At 70.4% G+C, this 24896-nt stretch carries 18 protein-coding genes; 11 read left to right on the top strand and 7 right to left on the bottom strand.

Annotated elements, in window-relative coordinates:
- Positions 1–50 precede the first annotated feature (50 nt).
- Positions 51–3467 (bottom strand): GH92 family glycosyl hydrolase, encoded by a 3417-nt coding sequence (locus ACQP17_RS27670; RefSeq protein WP_433858682.1) that lies wholly within the window; start codon positions 3465–3467, stop codon positions 51–53.
- 434 nt (positions 3468–3901) lie between these two features.
- Here ACQP17_RS27670 and ngcE point away from each other — a divergent pair, with 434 nt between their 5' ends.
- From ngcE to ACQP17_RS27715, 9 genes are all read left to right on the top strand, one after another.
- Positions 3902–5338 (top strand): N-acetylglucosamine/diacetylchitobiose ABC transporter substrate-binding protein, encoded by a 1437-nt coding sequence (gene ngcE, locus ACQP17_RS27675; protein WP_433858683.1) that lies wholly within the window; start codon positions 3902–3904, stop codon positions 5336–5338.
- Between the two features lie 40 nt (positions 5339–5378).
- Positions 5379–6302 (top strand): carbohydrate ABC transporter permease, encoded by a 924-nt coding sequence (locus ACQP17_RS27680; RefSeq protein ID WP_364875429.1) that lies wholly within the window; start codon positions 5379–5381, stop codon positions 6300–6302.
- A gap of 11 nt (positions 6303–6313) precedes the next feature.
- Positions 6314–7243, top strand: coding sequence for a carbohydrate ABC transporter permease (locus tag ACQP17_RS27685; protein ID WP_364875431.1), 930 nt, complete (start codon positions 6314–6316; stop codon positions 7241–7243).
- A 320-nt stretch (positions 7244–7563) separates the two neighbouring features.
- Complete coding sequence (locus ACQP17_RS27690) at positions 7564–8763, top strand: ROK family transcriptional regulator (RefSeq protein WP_433858684.1); 1200 nt, start codon at positions 7564–7566, stop codon at positions 8761–8763.
- Positions 8764–8903: 140 nt separating this feature from the next.
- Complete coding sequence (locus ACQP17_RS27695) at positions 8904–9998, top strand: substrate-binding domain-containing protein (protein WP_433858685.1); 1095 nt, start codon at positions 8904–8906, stop codon at positions 9996–9998.
- A gap of 284 nt (positions 9999–10282) precedes the next feature.
- Positions 10283–11083 (top strand): ATP-binding cassette domain-containing protein, encoded by an 801-nt coding sequence (locus tag ACQP17_RS27700; RefSeq protein ID WP_433858686.1) that lies wholly within the window; start codon positions 10283–10285, stop codon positions 11081–11083.
- Positions 11080–12381, top strand: coding sequence for a sugar ABC transporter permease (locus ACQP17_RS27705; protein WP_433858687.1), 1302 nt, complete (start codon positions 11080–11082; stop codon positions 12379–12381). Before ACQP17_RS27700 ends, ACQP17_RS27705 begins: the two co-directional genes overlap by 4 nt.
- A gap of 224 nt (positions 12382–12605) precedes the next feature.
- A complete protein-coding gene (gene dxs, locus ACQP17_RS27710) occupies positions 12606–14612 on the top strand; it encodes a 1-deoxy-D-xylulose-5-phosphate synthase (protein WP_433858688.1) in 2007 nt (668 codons plus the stop codon).
- A 196-nt stretch (positions 14613–14808) separates the two neighbouring features.
- Entirely contained in the window at positions 14809–16335 is a 1527-nt protein-coding gene (locus ACQP17_RS27715) for an amino acid permease (RefSeq protein WP_433858689.1), read from the top strand.
- A 92-nt stretch (positions 16336–16427) separates the two neighbouring features.
- Here the strand turns inward: ACQP17_RS27715 and ACQP17_RS27720 are convergent, their stop codons facing one another.
- Entirely contained in the window at positions 16428–16880 is a 453-nt protein-coding gene (locus ACQP17_RS27720; RefSeq protein ID WP_433858690.1) for a DUF3237 domain-containing protein, read from the bottom strand.
- Positions 16877–18043 carry a flavin-dependent oxidoreductase gene (locus ACQP17_RS27725; protein ID WP_433858691.1) on the bottom strand — a complete coding sequence of 389 codons (1167 nt, stop codon included), beginning with the start codon at positions 18041–18043 and terminating at the stop codon, positions 16877–16879. Before ACQP17_RS27725 ends, ACQP17_RS27720 begins: the two co-directional genes overlap by 4 nt.
- A 72-nt stretch (positions 18044–18115) precedes the next feature.
- Here ACQP17_RS27725 and ACQP17_RS27730 point away from each other — a divergent pair, with 72 nt between their 5' ends.
- Positions 18116–18619, top strand: a complete 504-nt coding sequence (locus ACQP17_RS27730) for a MarR family winged helix-turn-helix transcriptional regulator (protein ID WP_433858692.1) — start codon at positions 18116–18118, stop codon at positions 18617–18619.
- A gap of 100 nt (positions 18620–18719) precedes the next feature.
- On the opposite strand, the gene ACQP17_RS27735 is transcribed toward ACQP17_RS27730, so the two are convergent.
- From ACQP17_RS27735 to ACQP17_RS27745, 3 genes are all read right to left on the bottom strand, one after another.
- A complete protein-coding gene (locus ACQP17_RS27735) occupies positions 18720–19112 on the bottom strand; it encodes an NTP pyrophosphohydrolase (RefSeq protein WP_433858693.1) in 393 nt (130 codons plus the stop codon).
- A gap of 101 nt (positions 19113–19213) precedes the next feature.
- On the bottom strand, positions 19214–21346 hold the full coding sequence (locus ACQP17_RS27740; RefSeq protein WP_433858694.1) for a 3-hydroxyacyl-CoA dehydrogenase NAD-binding domain-containing protein: 2133 nt from the start codon (positions 21344–21346) through the stop codon (positions 19214–19216).
- Positions 21343–22569: a thiolase family protein gene (locus tag ACQP17_RS27745; RefSeq protein WP_433858695.1), complete on the bottom strand. Its 1227-nt coding sequence runs from the start codon at positions 22567–22569 to the stop codon at positions 21343–21345. Before ACQP17_RS27745 ends, ACQP17_RS27740 begins: the two co-directional genes overlap by 4 nt.
- 269 nt (positions 22570–22838) lie before the next feature.
- Between ACQP17_RS27745 and ACQP17_RS27750 the strand changes: the two genes are divergently transcribed.
- Positions 22839–23522, top strand: coding sequence for a PepSY domain-containing protein (locus ACQP17_RS27750; protein ID WP_433858696.1), 684 nt, complete (start codon positions 22839–22841; stop codon positions 23520–23522).
- A 54-nt stretch (positions 23523–23576) separates the two neighbouring features.
- Here ACQP17_RS27750 and ACQP17_RS27755 read toward each other — a convergent pair whose 3' ends face one another.
- Positions 23577–24851 carry an HRDC domain-containing protein gene (locus ACQP17_RS27755; RefSeq protein ID WP_433858697.1) on the bottom strand — a complete coding sequence of 425 codons (1275 nt, stop codon included), beginning with the start codon at positions 24849–24851 and terminating at the stop codon, positions 23577–23579.
- Positions 24852–24896: the final 45 nt, after the last annotated feature.

Below are 24896 nucleotides of genomic sequence, written 5' to 3' on the forward strand. Positions count from 1 at the left end.
CCCTCGGCCGAGGGGGTGCGGCCCGTCCGCGTTCCGGCGGCACCGGGCGGCTACGGCGACCCGAGCAGCTCCACCTCGGCGAGGGTGCCCCCGTGGTCGGGCACCAGCCGGTAGTGGCGGTAGCGGCCCGGCCGGGCGAGGGCGAAGACGCGGGTCTGGCGGTCCCAGGTGAAGGACTCGCCCTCGCGGCGATCCAGCCGCGTCCACCGCTCCCCGTCCGCGGACCCCTCCAGCGTCCAGCCGGACGGTGCCGCGGCGCGCTGCGCCGAGGTGAGGGTGTACGACCCGGCCTCGGCGGGCCGGGCGAGGTCCACCGGGGCGCCGGTCAGGCCGGCGGAGGTGTCGGAGGTGTTGTCGTAGAGCGGACCGGCGCCGGGGTCGGTCAGGTCCCGGGGCGGGTCGGGGACCTTGTCGTCCCGGGTGATCGAGGTCGGCGCCGCGTGCGGGCCGCTGCCCCAGGCGGACGGCCGGGGGCCCATGGTGAAGTCCAGGGTGCCGCCGCGGGCCAGCAGTCGGTGCGGCAGGGCGGTGGAATTCCACGGCTTGCCGTCGAGCGTGAGCTTTTGGACGTAGATGTTGCGCGCGGAGTTGTGCGGGGCGTTGACGGTGAGGTCGCGGCCGTTCTCCAGATGGACCGTGGCCTTGGTGAACAGCGGTGAGCCCACCGCGTATTCACCCTGTCCCATCACCAGCGGATAGAACCCGAGCGCGCTGAAGACGTACCACGCGGACATCTCGCCGTTGTCCTCGTCGCCCGGGTATCCCTGGCCGGACTCGCTGCCGAGATAGAGCCGGGACATCACCTCGCGGACCTTCTCCTGTGTCTTCCAGGGCCGGCCGGCCGCGTCGTAGAGATAGGCGATGTGGTGCGCGGGCTGATTGCTGTGCCCGTACATGCCCATCCGGGTGTCGCGGGCCTCGGTCATTTCGTGGATGACATCGCCGTAGGAGCCGGCGAATTCCCGGGTCGCGGTCTCCGGGGTGGAGAAGTAGCCGTCCAGCTTGCGCGCCAGGCCGTCCCGGCCGCCGTAGAGGTTGGCCAGCCCCCGGGTGTCCTGCGGGGCGGCGAAGGCGAAGGTCCAGGCGTTGGTCTCGGTGTAGTCGTAGCCCCAGACACGCGGGTCGAACCGGTCCGGGGGCAGCCGCCGGTCACCCCGGGCGTCCCTGCCCTGGAAGAAGCCGACCCTGGAGTCGAAGAGCTTGACGTAATTCTGGGCGCGGCCCAGGAAATACGCCGATTCCTCCTTGTAGCGGGGCTTCTTGGTCTTCTCGTACAGCGCCCGGCCCATGCGGGCGATACCGAAGTCGTTGAGATATCCCTCCAGGGCCCAGGACATTCCCTCGCGGGTGTCGGTGCTGGTGTAGCCGAGGAACGGGGCGGTCGCCATGCCCTTGCGGCCGACGCCGGGGCTCGGCGGGGCGACGGTGGCGTTCTTGACCGCCGCGGCATAGGCGGCCTCGGCATCGAACCCGACACCCTTGGCATAGGCGTCCGCGAAGGCCACATCGGAACTCGTCCCGGTCATCAGGTCCGCATAACCGGGTGAGGACCAGCGGGAGATCCAGCCGCCGTCCTTGTACTGCTGCACGAATCCGTCGACCATTTTCCCGGCCCGCTCCGGGGTGAGCAGGGAATAGGCGGGCCAGGTCGTCCGATAGGTGTCCCAGAAGCCGTTGTTGACGTAGATCTCACCGTCGACGATCTTCGAGCCGGTGCGCTCCGGGGTGTCCGGCCCGGTCTGCGGGGAGAACGGACTGGCGTAGCGGCGCCGCGAACCGACCTGCTCGAAGCCGGAGTTGGGGTAGAGGTAGAGCCGGTAGAGGTTGGAGTAGAGGGTGGTGAGCTGGTCGCGGCCGGCGCCCTGGACCTCGATCCGGCCCAGCAGGTCGTCCCACTGCGCCTGTGCCCGGTCCCGGACGCCGTCGAAGGTGGCCCCGGCGGGGATCTCCCGGTCCAGATTCGCCTTCGCCTGGTCCACGCTGATCAGCGACGTCGCGATCCGCATGGTCACGGTGCGGTCCGCGCCGGGCCGGAAGCGGAGATAGCCGGTGACGTCCTTCCCGCCGCCGCCCCCGAGCCGGCCGCCGCCGGTCACCGGGGCGTCGAAGACGCCGTAGACGAAGAGCCGGGTGGCGCCGACCGACAGCCCGCTGCGGACGTCCGAGAAGCCGGTGACGGCGCCGTGCTCGGTGTCCAGGCTCAGGCCGCCCTTGTCGTTGACGTTGTCGAAGATCAGGCTCGCCCGGTCGCCGGGGAAGGTGAAGCGCATCAGCGCGGCGTGATCGGTCGGGGTGATCTCCGTCTTGAGGCCGTTGTCGAAGGTCACGCCGTAGTAGTGCGGCTTCGCGACCTCGTTGCCGTGGTGGAAGGGCAGCGCCCGGCCGGTGCGCGAGGCGTCCGGGGTACCGTCCGCGACGGACGGCATCACCTGGAAGGTCTGCCGGTCGCCCATCCACGGGCTCGGCTCATGGCTGGCGCTGAAGGCCTGCAGGGTGGGCAGGTTGTCGGTGTTGTTCTTCCGCGCGTACTCGTACAGCCAGTCGGCCGAGCCCGCGTTGGTCACCGGGGTCCAGAAATTGAAGCCGTTGGGGACGGCCGTGGCGGGGAAGGTGTTGCCGCGCGAGAAGCTGCCGCTGGAGAGCGTGCCGCGGGTGGTCAGGGCGTAATCGGAGAGATGGGCGAGCGGCTTGTCCGGGGGCGCGGGGGCCAGGTCGATGTCGTCGACCCAGCCGCGGAAGGCCGCGGCGGTCCGCGGGGCCCTCGGCGCGTCGTAGCCGACCAGGATGCGGGCGACCGTCTTGCCGGCGGCGACCGCGCCGATCCGTGCGGCCCGGTGGTTCCACTGGTTGGCGTAGAGCGTCTTGGAGGCCCCCTGCCCCTGCGGCGTCAGCGGCGCGCCGTGCTGGTCGGCGGCGGACAGCTCGCTGAGGTAGGTGCCGTCGGTGAAGGCCAGATCGACGGCGGCGTGGGTGGCCGGGTAGTCCGGATCGCTCCGTGCCATCTCCGGGAAGATCTCGTAGGAGAGCGAAGTGGCCGCCGTGACGGGGACGCTGACCTCGAAGATCTTGTCGTACGCGTAGCCGTGGCCGTCGGCGGTGTGGGTGCCGGCGTAGCGCAGCGCATGGCGGCCGCTGAAGCCGGCGTGCGCCTTGGCGGTGGGGGAGTCCTCGGGTCCGGTGTCGGTGCGGGTGCTCATGCCGGGCGCGGCGGGGGTGGTCTGCGGGGTCACCCCGGCGGCCCTGGGGCGTCCGTCGGGGCCGCTCTCGACGGTGTCCGTCCAGTCCGGTGCGGGATCGCCGGGCTCGAAGGAGGAGTGGAACTCTGTTGTGCCGTACGGGCTTCGGGGTGGTGCGGCCTGGGCCGTGCCGGTGGGCAGGGGGCCGGTGAGAACGAGCAGAGCGGCCGCCACGAGGGCGGCGGGGCGGGCGAGCGCCCGCGCTGGACGGTGCCGGTGTCTGAGCCGCACGCAAGCCCTCTCAACCAGGTTGACATCGTTGTCGGTTGGGTGGCGCCAAGGTAAGGCAGAGATAAGTAACGTGTGTGCGGGCCGTGGTGTCAAGGGTGACGCCGGGAACGGTGGGCCGGTCGGGTCACCGGGGAGCCCCGTGGCGGCGGCCGGAAAATCCTCCGCATGGCGGGGAGGTCTCAACTAGGGAAAGACTGCCGCCCGGCCCTGCGCTCGATCTTGCCCCTGCGACCGGAAGTGGACTATACCTGTCGGCGTCCGGCCGGCCGTGCGACACGGCCGTGGATCCGGGGGGATAGCGGGGTACGGATGACCTCTCCGCACGTCCCTGGCGAGCCCGGTGCACATCCCGCACAACTCAGCTTCATCTGACCCGCGGTGCCGGGGTGGCTCCGGTACACCGCCTGAGTCCTGAAGAAGGCGAGGACTTGAGCATGGGATCCACCTCTTCATTCAACCGTCGCGATCTGGTCAAACGAGCCGCTGCCCTGGGAATCATCGCCGTACCGGCCATGGGAACGCTGTCGGCGTGCGCCACCGGAGGCGGTGGCGGCAACGACGGCAAGGGCGCCAAGAACAAGGGCGCGACCTCGGCGAAGAATCCGCTGGGCGTGAAGAAGGGCGCCCCCCTGGAGGCGTTCATCTTCAAGGGCGGACTGGGCGATCAGTACGCCAAGGACGCCGAGGCCGACTTTGCCAAGACCTATGGCGTCACCGTCAAGCACACCGGAACGCAGCAGGTCGGGCCGAAGCTGCAGCCGCGCTTCGCCGGCGGGAACCCCCCGGACCTCATCGACAATTCCGGCGCCGACCACCTGGACATGAACAAGCTCTCCGCACAGGGGCAGTTGCAGGATCTGACGGAGCTGCTCGACGCGCCGTCGCTGGACGATCCGAAGAAGAAGGTCCGGGACACGCTCTATCCCAGCACCCTGGAAAAGGGCAGGCACAAGGACGCGTTCGACGTCTTCTACTACGCGTTCACGGTCTACGGCACGTGGTACTCCCAGAAGCTGCTGAAGGACAAGGGCTGGGAGTACCCGGCCTCGTTCGACGACATGATCAAGCTCTGCGGCGACATCAAGAAGGCGGGCGTGGCGCCCTGGACGTATCCGGGCAAGTACCCGTACTACGTCCACTTCAATTTGTTCGCGCAGATCGCCAAGATCGGCGGCCTCGACAAATGGATCGCCATCGACAATCTGGAGCCCAAGGCCTGGACGTCGAACGACGCGGTCCGGCAGGTCGTCGAGCACTATGCGGAGCTGGCCGCCAAGGGCTATTTCCTCCAGGGCAGCCAGGGCCTGACGCACATCCAGTCGCAGACCGCCTGGACCCGCGGCAAGGCCGTCTTCATCCCCAACGGCTCCTGGGTGGAGAACGAGGCCTCGCCGACCACACCGAAGGACTTCGCCATGGCTGTCGGCCCGCTGTTCAACGGCGGCAGCGGCGACAAGATGCCGCACGGCACCCTGCGTGCCGAGCCCAGCGAGCCGTTCATCGTGGCGAAGGACGGCAAGAACCCGGTCGGCGGAATGGAGCTGCTGCGCATTCTGCTCTCGAAGAAGCACGCGCAGAATTTCGCGACGAAGGTCCGCTCGCTCACCGCCGTCAAGGGCGCGACCGAGGGCATGCGCCTCTCGCCGGGGCTCTCCTCGGCCGCCGAGGCCGTCACGGCGGGCGGGCAGAACCTGCTGATGATCCAGCTGCAGGAGTGGTACCCGAAGCTGACCGACGAGAAGCTGGGCGGGCTCACCAGCCAGCTGCTGACCGGTGACATGAAGGCAGCGGAGTGGATCAAAAAGGCCCAGCAGTACGCGGACGAATTCGCCAAGGACGACTCCGTCACCAAATTCCACCGCGAGGCCTGACCACACACGCCAGCTGACGAGGGAGGGGCCGGGGAGCGCCATGCAACACGGCAAGTACCGATTCATCGTGGGGTTCCTGGCCCTGCCTCTGCTGTTCTACGGGATCTTTGTGATCTCGCCGTTCCTCCAGGCATTCCAGATCTCGACCACGGAATGGAGCGGCCTGCGCGGCGCCGCCAAGAACATCGGTCTGGCCAACTACGACAAGCTGCTGCACAGTGACGAGTTCTGGAACGCGCTGCGGCACAACGTGGTGATGCTGGTGCTCGTCCCGATCGCCACCCTCGCCCTGGGGCTGTTCTTCGCCTTCATGCTCAATGTCGGCGGCCGGGCCCGCCGCGGCGCCCTCATCACCGGCGTCCGCGGGGCCTCGTTCTACAAATTCGTCTACTTCTTCCCGCAGGTCATCTCGATCACCATCATCTCGGTGATCTGGTTCAACATCTACAACCCGGATCCGCACGACGGGATGCTCAACTCCCTGCTCGGCGCGGTGGGTCTGGATTCGCTGCAGAGTTCCTGGCTGGGCACCCGCAGCATCGCCCTCGCCTGCATCATGGTGGTGATGGTCTGGGCGAATGTCGGCTTCTACGTCGTGCTCTTCTCCGCCGCCATGGCCTCGATTCCGCGGGAGATCTACGAGGCCTCGCTGCTGGACGGGGCCAACCGGCTCCACACCTTCTTCCGGATCACCCTGCCGCTGCTGTGGGACACCGTGCAGACCGGCTGGGTCTACATGGGCATCATCGCGATGGACGCCTTCGCCCTGGTGCAGATCATGTCGGTCAACATGGGCGGGCCGGACGGCGCCACCGATGTCGTGCCGCTGCGGCTCTACCAAACCGCCTTCCGTGACAGCCAGTTCGGCTATGCGGCGGCGATGGGTGTCGCCATGCTCGTCGTCACGCTGTTGTTCGCCGTCCTCACGATGCGCTTCGCGCGCCGTGAGCGGATCGAGTTCTAGGGGCAGGGCGCATGACGACACAAACCAATGCGGTGGAGAAGCTGCCGGCGGCGGCCGGGCGGCGGTCCGAAGGACGCAAGGGCGCCCGGACGTCCCGCGGGGGCACCGAGCGCGGCGTGCTGAACGTCTTCTCGCACGGCATGCTCCTCGTGTGGGCGCTGATGGTGGGCATGCCGCTGCTGTGGGTGCTGTGGAGCTCCTTCAAGAGCAGCGGGGACATTCTCAGCACGCCCTGGTCGCTGCCGGACCGGCTGCACTTCGAGAACTGGAGCAACGCCTGGGAGAAGGCGAACATCGGCAAGATGTTCCTCAACACCCTGATCGTGGTGGGTGGTTCGGTCACCGGGACGATGGTGCTCGGCTCCATGGCGGGCTACGTGCTGGCGCGGTTCACCTTCCCGGGCAACCGCGTCCTTTACTACCTCTTCGTGGCCGGGATGTCCTTCCCGGTGTTCATGCTGGTCATCCCGCTGTTCTTCGTGATGCGGGACTTCCCCGGGATCCCGCTGCTGGCCACCTACCAGGGGCTGATCGCGGTCTACATCGCCTACTCGCTGCCGTTCACCGTCTTCTTCATGACGTCCTTCTTCCGCACCCTGCCGACCTCGGTGGCGGAGGCGGCGATGATCGACGGTGCCTCGCACGCCAGGACGTTCTTCCAGGTGATGCTGCCGATGGCCAAGCCCGGCCTGATCAGCATCGGGATCTTCAACTTCCTGGGCCAGTGGAATCAGTACCTGCTGCCGATGGTCCTCAACCAGGACGAGGACAAGTACGTGCTGACGCAGGGCCTGGCCAACATCGCGCTCCAGCAGGGCTATGAGGGGGACTGGGGCGGGCTGATGGCCGGCATGATGATCGCGATGCTGCCGGTGCTGCTGGTGTACTTCATCTTCCAGCGGCAGGTGCAGGCGGGCCTGACGGCGGGGGCGCTCAAGTAGGACCCCGGCCGCAAAACCGGCTCTCTGTTCGTACCGGCGATTGTTTCACGCCATCCTGGCAGCTGCCTGTCAGCGCTCCGACGTGCGCATCCCGGGGCGGCTCCGCGGTGACGGAGCCGCCCCGCGGCCTTTCCGCCGGGCCGGCCGTCGATCATGCCGGGCTCAACGCCTTGACGGGACTTCCCGGCTGGAGTTCTGCTTAGGGTTCACATGTTGAATCGACGGCCGCCCCCCGACGGTGTGGGTGCGGTCGGCCGGAGGTCGTCGCGCCTCCCCGGTCACCGCTGGGGGAGCCCGGCCCGAGACGGGAGAATGAGTCAATGGAGACTCCGGGGTCGCAGTCCTCGCTGCACCGGGCCAATCTGGAGCGGGTCGTCCGCGCGGTGCGGATGGCGGGCTCGCTCACCCAGGCGGAGATCGCCCGGAGCACCGGGCTGTCCGCGGCCACCGTTTCCAACATCGTTCGTGAGTTGAAGGACGGCGGGACCGTTGAGGTGACCCCGACCTCGGCGGGCGGGCGGCGGGCCCGCAGCGTCTCGCTCTCCGGCGACGCGGGCATCGTCGTGGGGGTCGATTTCGGGCACTCCCATCTGCGGGTGGCGGTCGGCAACCTCGCCCATCAGGTGCTCGCCGAGCAGTCCGAGCCGATCGATGTGGACGCCTCCGCCGCGGAGGGCTTCGACCGGGCGGAACAGCTGGTCAACCGGCTGGTCGAGGCCACCGGGATCGGCGCCGGCAAGGTCATCGGCGTCGGGCTGGGCGTGCCCGGGCCGATCGACGTGGAATCCGGGACGCTGGGCTCGACGGCGATCCTGCCGGGCTGGTCGGGGACGAACCCGGGCCGGGAGCTGTCCGGGCGCCTGGGGGTGCCCGTCTACGTCGACAACGACGCCAACCTGGGCGCGCTGGGCGAGCTGGTGTGGGGCGGCGGCCGCGGGGCCTCCGACCTGGCCTACATCAAGGTCGCCAGCGGGGTCGGCGCCGGCCTGGTGATCAGCGGCCAGATCTACCGCGGGCCGGGCGGCACGGCGGGCGAGATCGGGCACATCACGCTGGACGAGTCCGGTCCGGTGTGCCGCTGCGGCAACCGCGGCTGCCTGGAGACCTTCACCGCGGCCCGGTACGTCCTCCCGCTGCTGCAGCCGAGCCACGGCCCGGACCTGACCATGGCGCGGGTGGTGCAGCTGGCCCGCGAGGGCGACCCCGGCTGCCGGCGGGTCATCGCGGACGTGGGCCGTCATATCGGCAGCGGCGTGGCGAATCTGTGCAATCTGCTCAATCCCAGCCGAGTGGTGCTCGGCGGTGACCTCGCCGAGGCCGGCGAGCTGGTCCTCGCGCCGATCCGGGAGTCGGTCTCGCGCTACGCGATCCCCAGCGCGGCACGGCAGTTGGGGGTCGTCCCCGGCACCCTCGGCGGCCGCGCGGAGGTGCTGGGCGCGCTGGCGCTGGTGCTGAGCGAGATGGGCGATTCCTCCCTGCTGGACGGCGGGCAGCCGGCGGACGCCCCGGCCCTGGCCTGACAGCTCTGAGTTCATACAGCTAACGCATGGCACCGTTGTCATCTCGTTAAGGATTTACTCCTTGACGGTCGGCTGGTGTCCGAGTTGACTTCCAGCCACCTCGGCCGCAACGACGCGGCCACGTCAGGGAGGCAACCCCAATGAACGTATGGACGCGTCGCGTCGTCATAGGCACTGCCGCCGTTTCGATGGCGCTCTCCGTGGCCGCGTGTGGCAAGGCCGGCGGCGGCAAGGCCGCCGGTGGTGGCGAGAACAAGACCATCGGTCTGCTCCTGCCGGAGAACAAGACCACGCGTTACGAGACCTTCGACCGTCCGCTGATGGAGGCGAAGATCAAGCAGCTGTGCAGCGACTGCACGGTGCGCTACAACAACGCGGCGCAGGACACCGAGACCCAGAAGAAGCAGTTCGACGCGCTGATCACCCAGGGCGTCAAGGTGATCATTCTGGACGCCGTCGACTTCAAGGCGACCAAGTCCTGGGTGAACCAGGCCGCCAAGAAGGGCGTGAAGGTCGTCGCCTACGACCGGCTGGCCGAGGGCAAGCTCTCCGCCTACGTGTCCTACGACAACGAGAAGATCGGCCGTCTCCAGGGCCAGGCCCTGGTCAAGGCGCTCGGCGACAAGGCCAAGGACAGCAATGTCGTCATGATCAACGGTTCGCCGACCGACCCGAACATGCCGTTCTTCAAGAAGGGCGCCCACAGCGTCCTCGACAAGCAGGTCAAGAAGATCGCGTATGAGCAGGACATCCCTGACTGGTCCTCGGACGAGGCGAACAAGAAGATGAGCGCGGCCCTCGACTCGCTCGGCAAGGACGGCATCCAGGGCGTCTACTCCGGCAACGACGGCATGGCCGGCGGCATCATCACCGCGCTCAAGCAGAAGGGCGTCAAGGTCCCGGTCGGCGGCCAGGACGCCGAGCTGGCGGGTCTGCAGCGGGTCCTCAAGGGCGACCAGGCGTTCACGATCTACAAGCAGATCAAGCCGCAGGCCGACTCCACCGCCGAGATCGCCGTCAAGCTGCTCAAGGGCGAGAAGATCGGCTCCCTGACGGACCGCACGGTCGACAGCCTCAGCGGCGAGGTCAAGGGCATCCCCGCCAAGCTCTACGACGCGCAGATCGTGACCAAGGACAACATCGAGTCCACGATCATCAAGGACAAGGTCTACAAGGCCGGCCAGATCTGCACCGGCGACGTCAAGAAGGCCTGCGCGGCGGCCGGCATCAAGTAAGGCCCCGCCGGTCCGCGGCCCACGGGCCCGGGCCGGCAGATCCCGCCCCTCCCGGCCGCAGGCCTCCGGCGCCCCCGCGCCCCGGCCTCGGCACCCCGGTCACACGGGGCCGCGCGGCACCGCCCCGCGGCCCCCGGACCGGCCCCTGTCCCGACCCGCTCCCCGCCCCGGTCCGGCCCCCGGTCCACCCGCGCCGCCGCCCCGCCGCCGCGCACCCGGACCGTCCCCCGCAAGCCCCCTGCTCCACGCACCACATCCCCGCCGTTGTGACGGCGGCGAAGGAGATGATTCACGTGTCCGCTACGCCTGTGCTGGCGTTGCGCGGAATCTCCAAGCGGTTCGGCGCCGTCCAGGCACTCACGGACGTCACCCTGGAGATCCACCCCGGTGAGGTGGTCGCCCTCGTCGGCGACAACGGCGCCGGCAAGTCCACCCTGGTCAAGACCATCTCGGGCGTCCACCCGGTCGACGACGGCACCATCGAGTGGGAGGGCGGCGCGGTACGCATCGGCAAGCCGCACGACGCCCAGGAGCTCGGCGTGGCCACCGTCTACCAGGACCTCGCGCTCTGCGACAACCTCGATGTCGTCGCCAACCTCTTCCTCGGCAACGAGATCCGCACCGCCGGGGTCCTCGACGAGATCGCGATGGAGAAGCGCGCCAAGGAGCTGCTGGACACCCTGTCCATCCGCATCCCCAGCGTCCGCATCCCGGTCGCCGCGCTCTCCGGCGGTCAGCGCCAGGTCGTCGCGATCGCCAGGGCACTGATCGGCGACCCGAAGGTCGTCATCCTCGACGAGCCCACCGCCGCCCTCGGCGTCGAGCAGACCGCGCAGGTCCTCGACCTCGTCGAGCGGCTGCGGGAGCGCGGTCTGGGTGTCATCCTCATCAGCCACAACATGGCCGATGTGCAGGCCGTCGCGGACCGGGTCGCGGTGCTGCGGCTGGGCCGCAACAACGGTGTCTTCGACGTCGAGGGCACCTCCCACGAAGAGATCATCGCCGCCATCACCGGCGCCTCGGACAACGCCGTCACCCGCCGCCAGGCGCGTACGGACCAGGTGAAGAAGGAGGCCGGGGCATGAGTGACCTCACCAAGCAGCCGGCGAACGACCCCGCGAAGGACGCACCGGCCGCCGTGGACGCCACCCCGCCGGCCGCCGTCGACCCCCGGCTGCTCGTCCGCGAGCAGGGCATCGCCGGCTACCTAGGCGACTTCAAGCGCCGGGTGCGCGGGGGTGAGCTGGGCTCGCTGCCGGTCGTCATCGGCCTGGTCGTCATCGCGATCGTCTTCCAGTTCAAGAACAGCAGCTTCCTGTCCGCGGACAGCCTCGCGAACATCGGCGTCTACACCTCCGGCCTCGGGATCATGGCCGTCGGCATCGTCTTCGTGCTGCTGCTCGGCGAGATCGACCTGTCGGTCGGCTCGGTGGCGGGCGTCGGCGCGGCCGTGTGGGCCGTCCTCAGCGTCACCAAGGGCGTCAACGACTGGCTCGCGGTCCTGATCGCCATCGTCGCGGGGCTGGCCATCGGCGCCCTGCACGGGTTCTTTTTCGCCAAGATCGGCGTGCCGGCCTTCGTCGTGACCCTGGCCGGATTCCTCGGCTGGAGCGGCCTGCAGATCTGGATGATGGGCAACGAGGGCTCCATCAACACCCCGAGCGGCAGCGTGGTGGAGAACCTCACCGGCTACTACTTCGAGGACAAGGCCGCCGGCTACGGCCTGGCGCTGGTCGCGGTCCTCGCCTACGCCGGCTCGCTGCTGCTGGACAGCCGGCGCCGCAAGGCCGCGGCCCTGCCCGCGCGCCCGCTCAGCGAGATCCTGCTGCGCACCGGCGTGGTCACGGTGATCGCCTTCGCGGTCGCCTACGTCCTGAACGAGCCGGCCGGCGCCCGCGGCCTGCCGCTGGCCCTGGTGCTGTTCCTCGCGGTCCTGCTCCTCGCCGACTTCGTGGTGCGCCGCACCACCTACGGCCGGCAGATCTTCGCGGTCGGCGGCAACGCCGAGGCGGCCCGCCGGGCCGGCATCAACGTGCACCGGATCCGGATCAGCGTCTTCGCCATCTCCGGCATGCTCGCGGCCTTCGGCGGACTGTTCATCGCCAGCCTCTCCGGCGGCGCCACCAAGAACCTGGGCTCCGGCAACACCCTGATGAACGTCATCGCGGCGGCCGTCATCGGCGGCACCAGCCTCTTCGGCGGCCGGGGCAAGATCTGGTCCGCGCTGCTGGGCATGCTGGTCATCCAGTCCATCCAGCAGGGCCTGAACCTGCTCGGCATGGCGAGCGAGATCCAGTACATGATCACCGGCGCGGTGCTGCTGGCCGCCGTCGTGATCGACTCGGTCTCCCGCCGGACGCAGAAGACCGCCGGCCGTACCTGATCACGGCAGCCGTTCGACGGCAGCGGCCCCCACCGGGCATGATCCGGTGGGGGCCGGTCCGTGTACGCGGCGGGGGAAAACGGTGTGCCGCGGCCCGTGTCACCCGAGTGACATACATCGCAAGGCCCGGGCGTCGCCGCGTCGGACGCAACATTAGACTCATCTGATCGGCAAGCTCGATCCACGGCAGCAAGCAGCGAGCAGCAAGCAGCAAGGAGGCAGGGGTGCAGGAGGTGCCGCGCAAAGCGAGTCCGGCCGGGGCGGTGGCGGGCGACGGGAGGGCGCTGCTTTCCCGTATCGAGGGACCGCGCGATCTGGACCGACTGGGCCCGGAGCAGCTCGTGCAGCTGGCCGGGGAGATCCGCACCTTCCTTGTCGACGAGGTGTCCAAGACCGGCGGACATCTCGGCCCGAACCTCGGTGTGGTCGAGCTGACCATCGCCCTGCACCGCGTCTTCGACTCGCCCAAGGACAAGGTGCTCTTCGACACCGGGCACCAGTCCTACGTACACAAGCTTCTCACCGGCCGTCAGGACTTCACCAAGCTCAAGGCGAAGGGCGGCCTGTCCGGCTACCCCTCCCGCGCCGAGTCCGCGCACGACGTGATCGAGAACAGCCACGCCTCCACCGTGCTGGGCTGGGCCGAGGGCCTGGCGAAGGCCAACGAGGTCCGCGGTTCGGCCGACCGGGTCGCCGCCGTCATCGGTGACGGCGCGCTGACCGGCGGCATGGCCTGGGAGGCGCTGAACAACATCGCCGCCGCCAAGGACCGCCCGCTCGTCATCGTCGTGAACGACAACGAGCGCTCCTACGCCCCGACCATCGGCGGCCTCGCCAACCACCTCGCCACGCTGCGCACCACCGACGGCTACGAGCGCTTCCTGGCCCGCGGCAAGGACCTGCTGGAGCGCACCCCCGTCCTGGGCAAGCCGCTGTACGAGACCCTGCACGGCGCCAAGAAGGGCCTGAAGGACTTCATCGCCCCGCAGGGCATGTTCGAGGACCTGGGCCTGAAGTACGTCGGCCCGATCGACGGCCACGACATCGAGGCGCTGGAGTCCGCCCTGACGCGCGCCAAGCGCTTCGGCGGCCCGGTCATCGTCCACTGCCTCACCGAGAAGGGCCGCGGCTACCAGCCCGCCCTCCAGGACGAGGCGGACCGCTTCCACGCCGTCGGCAAGATCCACCCCGACACCGGCCTCCCGCTGTCCTCGGGCGGCAAGGACTGGACGTCCGTCTTCGGCGACGAGATGGTCGAACTGGGCAAGGAGCGGGACGACATCGTCGCCATCACGGCGGCCATGCTGCAGCCCGTCGGACTGGACAAGTTCGCCAAGGCCTTCCCCGACCGGGTCTACGACGTCGGCATCGCCGAGCAGCACGCGGCGGTCTCCGCGGCGGGCATGGCAACCGGCGGCCTGCACCCGGTCTTCGCGGTCTACGCCACCTTCCTCAACCGCGCCTTCGACCAGGTGCTGATGGACGTGGCGCTGCACAGGTGCGGGGTCACCTTCGTGCTGGACCGGGCCGGGGTCACCGGCACCGACGGCGCCTCCCACAACGGCATGTGGGACATGTCGATCCTCCAGGTCGTCCCCGGCCTGCGGATCGCCGCGCCGCGCGACGCCGACCAGGTCCGCGCCCAGCTGCGCGAGGCCGTCGAGGTCGATGACGCGCCCACCGTCGTGCGCTACTCCAAGGGCGCGGTCGGCCCGGCCGTCGAGGCCGTCGGGCGCGTCGGCGGGATGGACGTGCTGCGCGAGCCGGCCGACGGCGTCAAGCGGCCCGATGTCCTGCTGGTGTCGGTCGGGGCGCTCGCCCCGATGTGCCTGGAGATCGCCGACCTGCTCGACAAGCAGGGCATCTCCACCACGGTCGTCGACCCGCGCTGGGTCAAGCCGGTCGACCCGGCGCTGCCCGGGCTCGCCGCCGCCCACCGCGTCGTGGTCACCGTCGAGGACAACGTCCGCTCCGGCGGCGTCGGTTCGGCCGTCGCCCAGGCCCTGCGGGACGCCGGCGTGGACCTGCCGCTGCGTGACTTCGGCATCCCCGAGCGGTTCCTCGACCACGCCTCCCGCAAGGAGGTCATGGCGGAGATCGGGCTCACCGCGCCGGACATCGCGCGCCAGGTGACCGGCCTGGTCTCCAAGATCGACGGCCAGTCGCAGTCCCCGCTCCGTTCGGACGCCCCGCAGGGCGCGGCCGAGCCGGCCGAGGCCGCCCGCGACTGATTCCGCAGCCGCCGCCGATGGGCCGGCCGGTCATCCGTACGGATGTTCCGCCCGGCCCATCGGCATGAGCGCGGCCGCACCCCATCGGGTGAATCCCCACCGCCCGGAGGCCCGCCGAAGCTGACTGTTTCCCGGCATTGCGGAGACTCGGTCAGTTCAGGAGAGTTGCGAGGGTCGTCCAGGCGGAGGTTCGCCCATGAGCACACAGCACGGCACACCACACGATTCACGCCGCAATCGCGGTCTGTTCCGGACGAAGACTGTGGAGCAGTCGATCCTGGATACCGAGGAGCCGGAGCACGCACTCAAGAAGTCCCTGTCGGCACTCGATCTGACCGTGTTCGGGGTCGGTGTCGTCATCGGCACCGGCATCTTCGTCCTCACCGGAAAAATCGCCAAGGAGCAGGCCGGGCCGGCCGTCGCGCTGGCCTTCGTCGTGGCGGGCGTGGTCTGTGCGCTGGCCGCCCTGTGCTACGCGGAGTTCGCCTCCACCGTGCCGGTGGCCGGCTCGGCCTACACCTTCTCGTACGCCTCCCTGGGGGAACTGCCGGCCTGGATCATCGGCTGGGACCTGATCCTGGAGCTCGCCCTGGGCTGCGCGGTGGTCGCGGTCGGCTGGTCGGGCTACATGCGCGAGCTGCTGGGCAGCGCGGGATGGCAGCTGCCGACGATCCTGTCCGGCACCCACGAGGGGCGGTTCGGCTTCGACCTGCTGGCCTGCATCCTCGTCCTGGTCCTGACCGGCATCCTGGTGCTCGGGATGAAACTGTCCTCGCGGGTGACGGCGGTGGTCGTGGGCATCAAGGTCACCGTGGTCCTGCTGGTCATCATCGCCGGTGCCTTCATGATCACCGGCGCCAACTACCACCCCTTCATCCCGCCCAGCCGGCCCAGCGAGGCCGGCGGCGGACTGTCCGCGCCGCTGGCGGAGCTGATCTTCGGCTTCACCCCGTCCACCTTCGGGGTCATGGGCATCTTCGCCGCGGCGGCCGTGGTCTTCTTCGCCTTCATCGGCTTCGACATCGTTGCCACCGCCGCCGAGGAGACCCGCAACCCGCAGCGTGACGTGCCGCGCGGCATCCTCGGCTCGCTGGCCATCTGCACGGTCCTCTACGTGGCCGTGTCGGTCGTCGTCACCGGCATGGAGAAGTACAGCAAGCTGTCCACCGACGCCCCGCTCGCCGACGCCTTCAAGGTCCTGGGGCACCCCTTCTTCGCCGGTGTGATCAGCTTCGGCGCCGCCGTCGGCCTGACCTCGGTCTGCATGATTCTGCTGCTCGGCCAGAGCCGGGTGTTCTTCGCGATGAGCCGGGACGGTCTGCTGCCCCGGGTCTTCTCCCGGGCCCACCCGCGGTACGGGACCCCCTACCGGTCCACCATCGCGCTGGGCGTCGTCGTCGCCATCGCCTCCGGCTTCACCTCGATCGACGTCCTGGCCGAACTCGTCAACATCGGCACCCTGTTCGCGTTCGTCGTGGTCGCCGTCGGCGTCATCATCCTGCGCCGCTCCCGGCCCGACCTGCCCCGCGCCTTCCGCACCCCGTGGGTGCCGGTGGTGCCGGTGCTGTCCGTCCTGGCCTCGGTGTGGCTGATGCTCAATCTGCCCGCGGAGACCTGGCTGCGGTTCGCGTTCTGGATGGTCGCCGGCTTCGTCATCTACTTCCTCTACGGCCGCTCGCACAGCCGCCTGGGCATCCGCAACCGCCGGCCCGCCGAGGACTGACGCCCCGACACCCACGGCCCCTCCTCCCGGCCCCGTGTGCCGCGCCCGTCGCGGCATGCGGGGCCGTGCGCTGCGGGGTGAGGCCGGGCGCGTCAGTCGAGGGTGTACGCCTCGTAGCGGACGGCGCCGGCGGTGCGGGCGCCCGTGGCCACGGCCAGGGTGCGATTCAGCCACCGGTAGCGTTCGTCGCCGGTCTCGAAGCGGCAGAAGAGCCGGAAGTAGTACGCGGCGGGGTCCACCGCCTCTCCGGCGGCCGGCCTCCGCAGCACCTCGGGTGAGCCGTGGCGTACGCCGCTGGTGGCGAGGTAGAGCAGCGCCCCGTCGTGCGTGCGCAGCGTGGAGCGGGTGTCGATGCCGGCCGTGCCGTCGTCGGGGTGCAGCACCTGCCAGTCCGCGCCGCCCGGCAGGATCACCCCCGACAGCCGGGGCCCCTCGAACGTCCCGCCGACGATGTTGATCACTCGGCGGCGGCCCCACTGCGAGTCGCCGAGGTCGAGCACCGGGGCCACTTCCACCTCGAAGACGGCGAGAGGCGTCAGGTTCACCGCACGCTCCACGACGCGCGCTCGTTGAGCAGGGCCGGGTCGAAGCCCGCGGTCCGTTTGTACGCGGCGGCGATCTCCGCGCGCTCCGCGAGCGGGACGACCTGGTCGATGTCCGTGAAGCCACCGGGCGCCCGCTCGTGGGCGAGCCGCATGACGACGTCGGGCCCCTGGCGCCGGTTGGCCAGTTGCAGCGCCGTGGTGACGGGCCGGCGGTTCTCCTCGTACGCGGTGGTGGTGCCGGTCGTGGCGAGCGAGTGGGCGAGCACCCGGGCGTCGATGATCGCCTGGGAGGCCCCGTTGGAGCCGACGGGGTACATGGCGTGGGCGGCGTCGCCCAGGAGGACGGCGTCACCCCGCGTCCAGTACGGCAGCGGCTCGCGGTCCACCATCGGGTACTCGAAGGCCGCCTCCGCCCCCGCGATGATCCCCGGCACGTCCAGCCAGTCGAACGTCCAGTCCGCGAAGTGCTCCACGACGGAGGCCAGGTCGGCGGGGCGGTTCCACCGTCCGCGCTCGGGTGGTTCGCCCTCCATCGGCCGCTCGGCGATCCAGTTGATCAGCCGTCCGTCCCCGATCGGGTAGGCGACGAATTTCTGCCTGCCGTCCCCGGCCATGATCATGGACCGGCCGGTCAGGAACGGTGCGCCGTGGGTCGTGCCCCGCCACAGCATGAGCCCGTTCCACGGCGGTGCCCCTTCGCCGGGGAAGAGCGCGGACCGGACGGCCGAGTGGATGCCGTCGGCGCCGACGAGCAGGTCGGAGTCGTGGCGCAGGCCGGTGAGCCGGCTCCCGGTGCGCACGGAGTACGCGCCCAGGCGCTCGCGGACGGCGTCCAGCAGCAGCATCTGCAGCCGTCCCCGGTGCACCGAGTACTGCGGCCACCGGTAGCCGGCGTCGAGCCCGCGTGGTTCGGACCAGATCGCCTGCCCGTACCGGTTGACGTAGGCCAGCTCGGCGGTGGGGACACCGATCGCGGCCAGCCGGTCGCCCAGGCCGAGTTCGGTCAACTCCCTTACCGCGTGCGGGAGGAGGTTGATCCCGACGCCGAGCGGGCGGATCTCCGGGGCCGCTTCATGGACGACGAGGTCGTCGAGTCCGGCCGCGTGCAGGCTGAGCGCCGTGGCGAGCCCGCCGATCCCGCCTCCTGCGATGGTGATCCGCACAGCATCCTCCCGCGAAGATTGTTATGGCCGTAACAATCTCTCAACGGGCCCGCCATGCGCAAGACTCTGTCCGTGGACCGACCAGATCTCAGATACGCCGCCTACGCCCGCGACCGCCTGGCGGGCATGCCCGCACCGGCCGACCCGGAGGCCTTCGCCCTCGCCCACCAGCTGCTCCACCTGTCCTACCTGGTCGTCGGCGACCTGGAGAGCCGCATCCACCGCCCGCGCGGCTGGACGCTCCCCGGCTTCCGGCTGATGTTCAAGCTCTGGCTGCTGGGCCCCACCCGGCCCGCCAGGCTCGCCGAGATCTCGGCGATGTCCCGCTCGGCGGTCACCAACGCCCTCAACACCCTCGAACGGGAGGGCCTGGTCGAGCGCCGGCCGGTCCCCGACGACCGGCGCGCGGTCGCCGCCGCCCTCACCGCCACGGGCGAGGACGCCGTCCGCGAGACGTTCGCCGAACAGACCCGCCGCGAGCAGCAGTGGTTCGCCCCCCTCGATGTCGAGGAACGCGCCACCCTCACCGACCTGCTCACCCGCGTCCTGGCCGCACGGCCCGAGGACGCGGACTAGGAGGACTTCTTTCCGTGGTTCGTGCCGGGGCGGAGCACGGGCCCCGGGCACAGGGGGCCGGGCCGTGCGGCGCCGGCGGAACGGGTCACTGCGCCAGTCCTCAACTCCCGCCGCGCGACGGCCCCCACACCGCCCGTGGCCCCGTCACCCGCGCGCCCAGCGCCTCGACGCGCCGCCGCAGTTCGCGGTCCGCGGTCACCACCAGGCAGTCCCGTCCGCCGGATTCGTCGGCCACCAGCCGTACGATCCGGTCGTCGCCGCTGCCCTCGGCCGCCACCACCCGTACGCCGTCGACGGATTCCACCCCGCGGGCCGCGCCCTCCACCACCAGGACCAGTTCCAGGGGCGGCGCCATCAGCCCCGGCAGGCCGTCCGTGGCGTAGCCGGGCAGGGCGTCGCGCAGCCGCTCGGCCGCGCCGTGCCGGTCCCGCCACCAGCCGTCGGGCACCGAGCCCACGACGTTCGCGGCATCGACGATGACCAAGGAATCCATGCCGCCACCCTCCCACGGCGCGGCCTGCCCGCGCCCCGCGCACACACAAGCGCGGGCCGGCTCCGCCGAGCCGGCCCGCGCTTCCTGCGATCAGTACCCCGTTACGCGGGGACGCTCGCGATGCCCGGGGCCAGGAACTTCTTGCCCCGCACCCGCTCGGAGACGCCCGCGCGGTCCAGGTACGGCGTGATGCCGCCCAGGTGGAAGGGCCAGCCGGCGCCGGTGATCAGGCACAGGTCGATGTCCTGCGCCTCGGCGACCACGCCCTCGTCCAGCATCAGGCCGATCTCCTGCGCCACGGCGTCCAGGACGCGGTCGCGCACCTGCTCCTCCGTCAGCACCGAGTCGCCCTGCTTGAGCAGCGCCGCGACCTCGGGGTCCAGCTCCGGCTTGCCGGAGTCGTAGACGTAGAAGCCGCGCTTGCCGGCCTCGACGACGGCCTTGAGGTTGGGGGAGACCGTGAAGCGGTCCGGGAACGAGCGGTTGAGCGTCTCGGAGACGTGCAGACCGATCGCCGGGCCGACCAGCTCCAGCAGCACCAGCGGCGACATCGGCAGACCGAGCGGCTCGATGGCCTTCTCCGCGGTCTCGACCGGGGTGCCCTCGTCGATGACGTTCTGGATCTCGCCCATGAAGCGGGTCAGGATGCGGTTGACGACGAACGCCGGGGCGTCCTTCACCAGCACCGCGGTCTTCTTCAGCGTCTTGGCGACACCGAACGCCGTGGCCAGCGAGGCGTCGTCGGTCTGCTCGCCGCGCACGATCTCCAGCAGCGGGAGGATCGCGACCGGGTTGAAGAAGTGGAAGCCGACGACCCGCTCGGGGTGCTTCAGCTTCGATGCCATCTCGGTGACCGACAGCGAGGAGGTGTTGGTGGCGAGGACGGCGTGCGCCGGGGCGACGGCCTCCACCTCCGCGAACACCTGCTGCTTGACGCCGATCTCCTCGAAGACGGCCTCGATGATGAAGTCGGCGTCGGAGAAGCCCTCGGCCTTGTCCAGCACACCGGAGACCAGGGCCTTGAGGCGGTTGGCCTTGTCCTGGTTGATCCGGCCCTTGCCGAGCAGCTTGTCGATCTCGGCGTGGACGTAGCCCACACCCTTGTCGACGCGCTCCTGGTCGATGTCGGTCAGCACGACCGGCACCTCGAGGCGGCGCAGGAAGAGCAGCGCGAGCTGCGAGGCCATCAGACCGGCGCCGACGACACCGACCTTGCTGACCGGACGCGCGAGCTTCTTGTCCGGGGCGCCGGCGGGGCGCTTGGCGCGCTTCTGCACCAGGTTGAACGAGTAGATGCCGGCGCGGAGTTCACCGCCCATGATCAGGTCGGCGAGCGCCTGGTCCTCGGCGTCGAAACCGGCCTGCAGGTCACCGCTCTTGGCGGCGGCGATGATGTCCAGCGCCCGGTAGGCGGCCGGGGCGGCGCCGTGCACCTTGCCGTCGGCGAGGAACCTGCCCTTGGCGACGGCCTGGTCCCAGGCCTCACCGCGGTCGATCTCGGGGCGCTCGACGGTCACGTCGCCCTTGAGGACGCCCGCGGTCCAGATCAGCGACTGCTCCAGGAAGTCCGCGCCCTCGAAGATCGCGTCCGCGATGCCGAGGTCGAAGACCTGCTTGCCCTTGAGCTGCTTGTTCTGGTTGAGGGAGTTCTCGATGATGACCGAGACGGCCTTGTCCGCGCCGATGAGGTTCGGCAGCAGGGCGCAGCCGCCCCAGCCCGGGACGAGACCGAGGAAGACCTCGGGCAGCGAGAAGGCCGGCAGGGCCTTGGAGACGGTGCGGTAGGAGCAGTGCAGACCGGCCTCGACGCCACCGCCCATCGCGGCACCGTTGTAGTACGCGAAGGTCGGCACGGCGAGCTTCGAGAGCCGCTTGAAGACCTCGTGGCCGCCCTTGCCGATGGCCAGCGCGTCCTCGTGGTTCTTCAGCAGCTCGACGCCCTTGAGGTCGGCGCCGACGGCGAAGATGAACGGCTTGCCGGTGAGGCCGACGCCGACGATGTCGCCGTCCGCGGCCTCCTTCTCGACCTGGTCGATCGCGGCGTTGAGGTTCGCCAGCGAGCCCGGGCCGAAGGTGGTCGGCTTGGTGTGGTCGAAGCCGTTGTCCAGCGTGATCAGCGCGAACCTGCCCGCGCCGTACGGCAGGTCGAGGTGGCGGACGTGCGCCGACGTGACGACCTCGTCCGGGAACAGCTCGGCCGCACCCTTCAGAAGTTCGGCGGTGGTGGTGCTCACTTGCTGCCTCCGGCGTCCTTGTGGTTCGGGTTCTCCCAGATGACCGTCGCGCCCATGCCGAAGCCGACGCACATGGTGGTCAGGCCGTAGCGGACCTCCGGCTGCTCCTCGAACTGCCGGGCCAGCTGGGTCATCAGCCGGACGCCGGAGGAGGCCAGCGGGTGGCCGAAGGCGATGGCGCCGCCGTACTGGTTGACGCGCGCGTCGTCGTCGGCGATGCCGTAGTGGTCGAGGAAGGCGAGCACCTGCACGGCGAACGCCTCGTTGACCTCGAACAGGTCGATGTCGCCGATGCTCAGGCCCGCCTTGGCGAGGGCCTTCTCGGTGGCCGGGATCGGGCCGTAGCCCATGACCTCGGGCTCGACGCCCGCGAAGGCGTAGGAGACCAGGCGCATCTTGACCGGGAGGTCGTGCTCCCGGGCGAAGTCCTCGGAGGCGAGGATCGAGGCGGTGGCGCCGTCGTTGAGCCCCGCGGCGTTACCGGCCGTGACGCGGCCGTGCGTACGGAACGGCGTCTTCAGACCCGCGAGGTTCTCCAGGGTGGTCCCCGGGCGCATCGGCTCGTCGGCGGTCACCAGGCCCCAGCCGGTCTCGCCGATCTCGGCGTTGGTGTTGCGCACCGAGATCGGGACCAGGTCCTGCTGGATCTTCCCGTTCGCGTACGCCTTCGCCGCCTTCTCCTGCGAGCGCACGGCGTACTCGTCGGCGCGCTGCTTGGTGATGTGCGGGTAGCGGTCGTGGAGGTTCTCCGCGGTCATGCCCATGAACAGCGCGGACTGGTCGACGAGCTTCTCGCTCACGAACCGCGGGTTCGGGTCGACGGCCTCGCCCATGGGGTGGCGTCCCATGTGCTCGACACCGCCGGCGATGACGGCGTCGTACGCGCCGAAGGCGATGGAGCCGGCGGTGGCGGTGACGGCGGTCAGCGCACCGGCACACATGCGGTCGATGGAGTAGCCGGGGACCGACTGCGGCAGGCCGGCGAGGATGCCGGCGGTCCGGCCGAGGGTCAGGCCCTGGTCACCGATCTGGGTGGTGGCGGCGATGGCGACCTCGTCGATCTTCGCGGGGTCCAGGGCCGGGTTGCGGCGCAGCAGCTCCCGGATGGCCTTCACGACGAGATCGTCGGCGCGGGTCTCGTGGTAGATGCCCTTCGGGCCCGCCTTGCCGAACGGGGTGCGGACGCCGTCGACGAAGACGACGTCCCTAGCGGTACGAGGCACGTTGGCTCTCCTCCAGGTGCGGGATGGCACTGCTGCGGGGCGCCCCGGGGGACGCTTCACACCGACATGCTACTTACGGGTAACCAAGCTGCACACCCCCACCGGCCGGAGCGGTGAAGGTCACACCGGATGGCGGCGTCGCCCGCCGTTCGGGACCCCGGCGCGCGATCCCCGGAGTGGGACGAAAGGGGCCGAATGTCTGTCGAATAAAGGCCAAAAACTGTCGGGTCTTGGCGCAATTCGACCCAATGCGCACTTAAAGTGACCGCATGGAGACGAAGAGGAGTGATGTCGTGACCCGGCGCGCACCGCTGGCGGTGCCGCGCACGATCGGCCTGGTCTGTGCGGTCGCCGCCGCCGGTGCCCTGGTGTCGGGCTGCGGAAACTCGCCCGAGAAAGACACCGGAAGCCCCAGGCGCCCGGTGCCCGCCTCGGCACCCGCCTCGCCGAGCAGCTCGCTCAGCGCGGCCCAGGCCCAGCGCAAGGCCCTGATCCCCGCCGCCACGGTGGACTACGCGCAGGCGATGAAGGCCGCGGTCGCCGCGGTCCCGGCCTCGGAGCCGATCGCCGCGGAGCTCAAGGGGACGCCCACCAACCCGTACTGGAACACCGCGGTCGCCACGTCCGACGGGACGGTGAGCGACGTCCGCGTGGACGCGCGCTCCGGCAAGGCGGGAGCGCCGCAGACCGAGTCGGACGACTCCGGCGACAAGCAGCAGCTCGCCGCCCGCCTGTCCAAGGCCACCGTCACCGCCCAGCAGGCCGCGCAGACCGCCACCGAGAAGACGAAGGGCACCGTCACCTCCGTCGAACTCGGCGACTCCGACCACGGCAACAGCGACACCCCGGCCTGGGCCGTGGGCGTGGTGAGCACCAGCGACTGGAACGAGACGTCCTACGAGATCGACGCCACCAACCGCAAGGTCCTGTGGATGCACGCCGAGCAGAGCTGACCGGCACACCACGCGTCCCGGGCCGGGTGAGCACCCCGGCCCGGGACGCGTGCGTCAGTCCGCGTCCGCCTGCAGCGCCTCGGTGAGGATCGGCGTGACCTGCTCGATCTGCCAGGGGCGGGCGCCGTGGCCGGCCAGCACCTCGGCGACCGATTCCGCCGTCGGCAGCTCCGGCGGCTCCCAGCACAGCCGGCGCACCGTGTCCGGGGTGATGAGGTTCTCCTGCGGGAGATTCAGCTGCTCGGCGAGCGCCGTGACGGACGCGCGGGCGGCCGACAGCCGGGCCGCGGCGGCCGGGTCCTTGTCGGCCCAGGAGCGGGGCGGCGGCGGCCCGTTGAGCGGCTGGCCGGGCTGCGGCAGCTCGCTCTCGGCCAGTGCCCGGGCGCGGTCGACGGCGGCCTGCCACTGCTCCAGCTGACGGCGGCCCATGCGGTGACCGAAGCCGGGAAGCGCGGCCAGCGCATGGCTGTTCGGCGGCAGATTCAGCGCCGCCTCCACGATCGCGGCGTCCCCGAGCACCTTGCCGGGCGAGACGTCCCGCCGCTGGGCGACCTGATCACGGGCCGTCCACAGCTCGCGGACGACCGCCATCTGCCGGCGCCGGCGGACCTTGTGCATCCCGGACGTACGGCGCCAGGGGTCCTTGCGGGGCGGCGGCGGGGGAGCGGCGGCGATCGCGGCGAACTCCTGCCGGGCCCACTCCAGCTTCCCCTGCCGGGTCAGCTCCTCCTCCAGCGCGTCGCGCAGGTCCACCAGCAGCTCGACGTCGAGCGCGGCGTAGCGCAGCCACGGCTCGGGCAGCGGGCGGGTGGACCAGTCGACGGCGGAGTGGCCCTTCTCCAGGGCGAAGCCGAGGACGTTCTCGACCATGGCGCCCAGGCCGACCCGGGCGAAGCCGGCCAGCCGTCCGGCCAGCTCGGTGTCGAACAGCCGGGTGGGGACCATTCCTATGTCACGCAGGCACGGAAGGTCCTGGGTGGCGGCGTGCAGCACCCACTCGGCGTCGCCGATCGCCTCCCCCAGCCCCGACAGGTCGGGACAGCCGACCGGGTCGATCAGTGCGCTGCCGGCCCCCTCGCGGCGCAGCTGCACGAGGTAGGCACGCTGGCCGTAGCGGTAGCCCGAGGCACGTTCGGCGTCGACGGCCACCGGGCCCGTGCCGCCCGCGAAGGCGGCCACGACCTCGGCGAGTGCCTCGTCGGTGGCGACCACCGGGGGGATGCCCTCGCGGGGCTCCAGGAGAGGGACCGGCGCCGGTCGGGGGTCCGGAGGCGAGTCTCCGGGTGCTCGCAGTGTCGTGTCTGCTGCGGTGTTTTGGGCGTCGGTCACCAGTCAAGGGTATCTGTGTATGCACGTCGCCCGTCGAGGGAACGT

The organism is Streptomyces kronopolitis (genome assembly GCF_050953795.1).
Classification (GTDB): Bacteria; Actinomycetota; Actinomycetes; order Streptomycetales; family Streptomycetaceae; genus Streptomyces; species Streptomyces kronopolitis_A.

Excerpts from the sequence above, each read along its gene's own strand:
- ngcE (WP_433858683.1), top strand. The coding sequence starts at position 3,902 with ATGGGATCCACCTCTTCATTCAACCGTCGCGATCTGGTCAAACGAGCC.
- ACQP17_RS27680 (WP_364875429.1), top strand. The coding sequence starts at position 5,379 with ATGCAACACGGCAAGTACCGATTCATCGTGGGGTTCCTGGCCCTGCCT.
- ACQP17_RS27685 (WP_364875431.1), top strand. The coding sequence starts at position 6,314 with ATGACGACACAAACCAATGCGGTGGAGAAGCTGCCGGCGGCGGCCGGG.
- ACQP17_RS27690 (WP_433858684.1), top strand. The coding sequence starts at position 7,564 with ATGGAGACTCCGGGGTCGCAGTCCTCGCTGCACCGGGCCAATCTGGAG.
- ACQP17_RS27695 (WP_433858685.1), top strand. The coding sequence starts at position 8,904 with ATGAACGTATGGACGCGTCGCGTCGTCATAGGCACTGCCGCCGTTTCG.
- ACQP17_RS27700 (WP_433858686.1), top strand. The coding sequence starts at position 10,283 with ATGATTCACGTGTCCGCTACGCCTGTGCTGGCGTTGCGCGGAATCTCC.
- ACQP17_RS27705 (WP_433858687.1), top strand. The coding sequence starts at position 11,080 with ATGAGTGACCTCACCAAGCAGCCGGCGAACGACCCCGCGAAGGACGCA.
- ACQP17_RS27715 (WP_433858689.1), top strand. The coding sequence starts at position 14,809 with ATGAGCACACAGCACGGCACACCACACGATTCACGCCGCAATCGCGGT.
- ACQP17_RS27735 (WP_433858693.1), bottom strand. The coding sequence starts at position 19,112 with ATGGATTCCTTGGTCATCGTCGATGCCGCGAACGTCGTGGGCTCGGTG.
- ACQP17_RS27750 (WP_433858696.1), top strand. The coding sequence starts at position 22,839 with ATGGAGACGAAGAGGAGTGATGTCGTGACCCGGCGCGCACCGCTGGCG.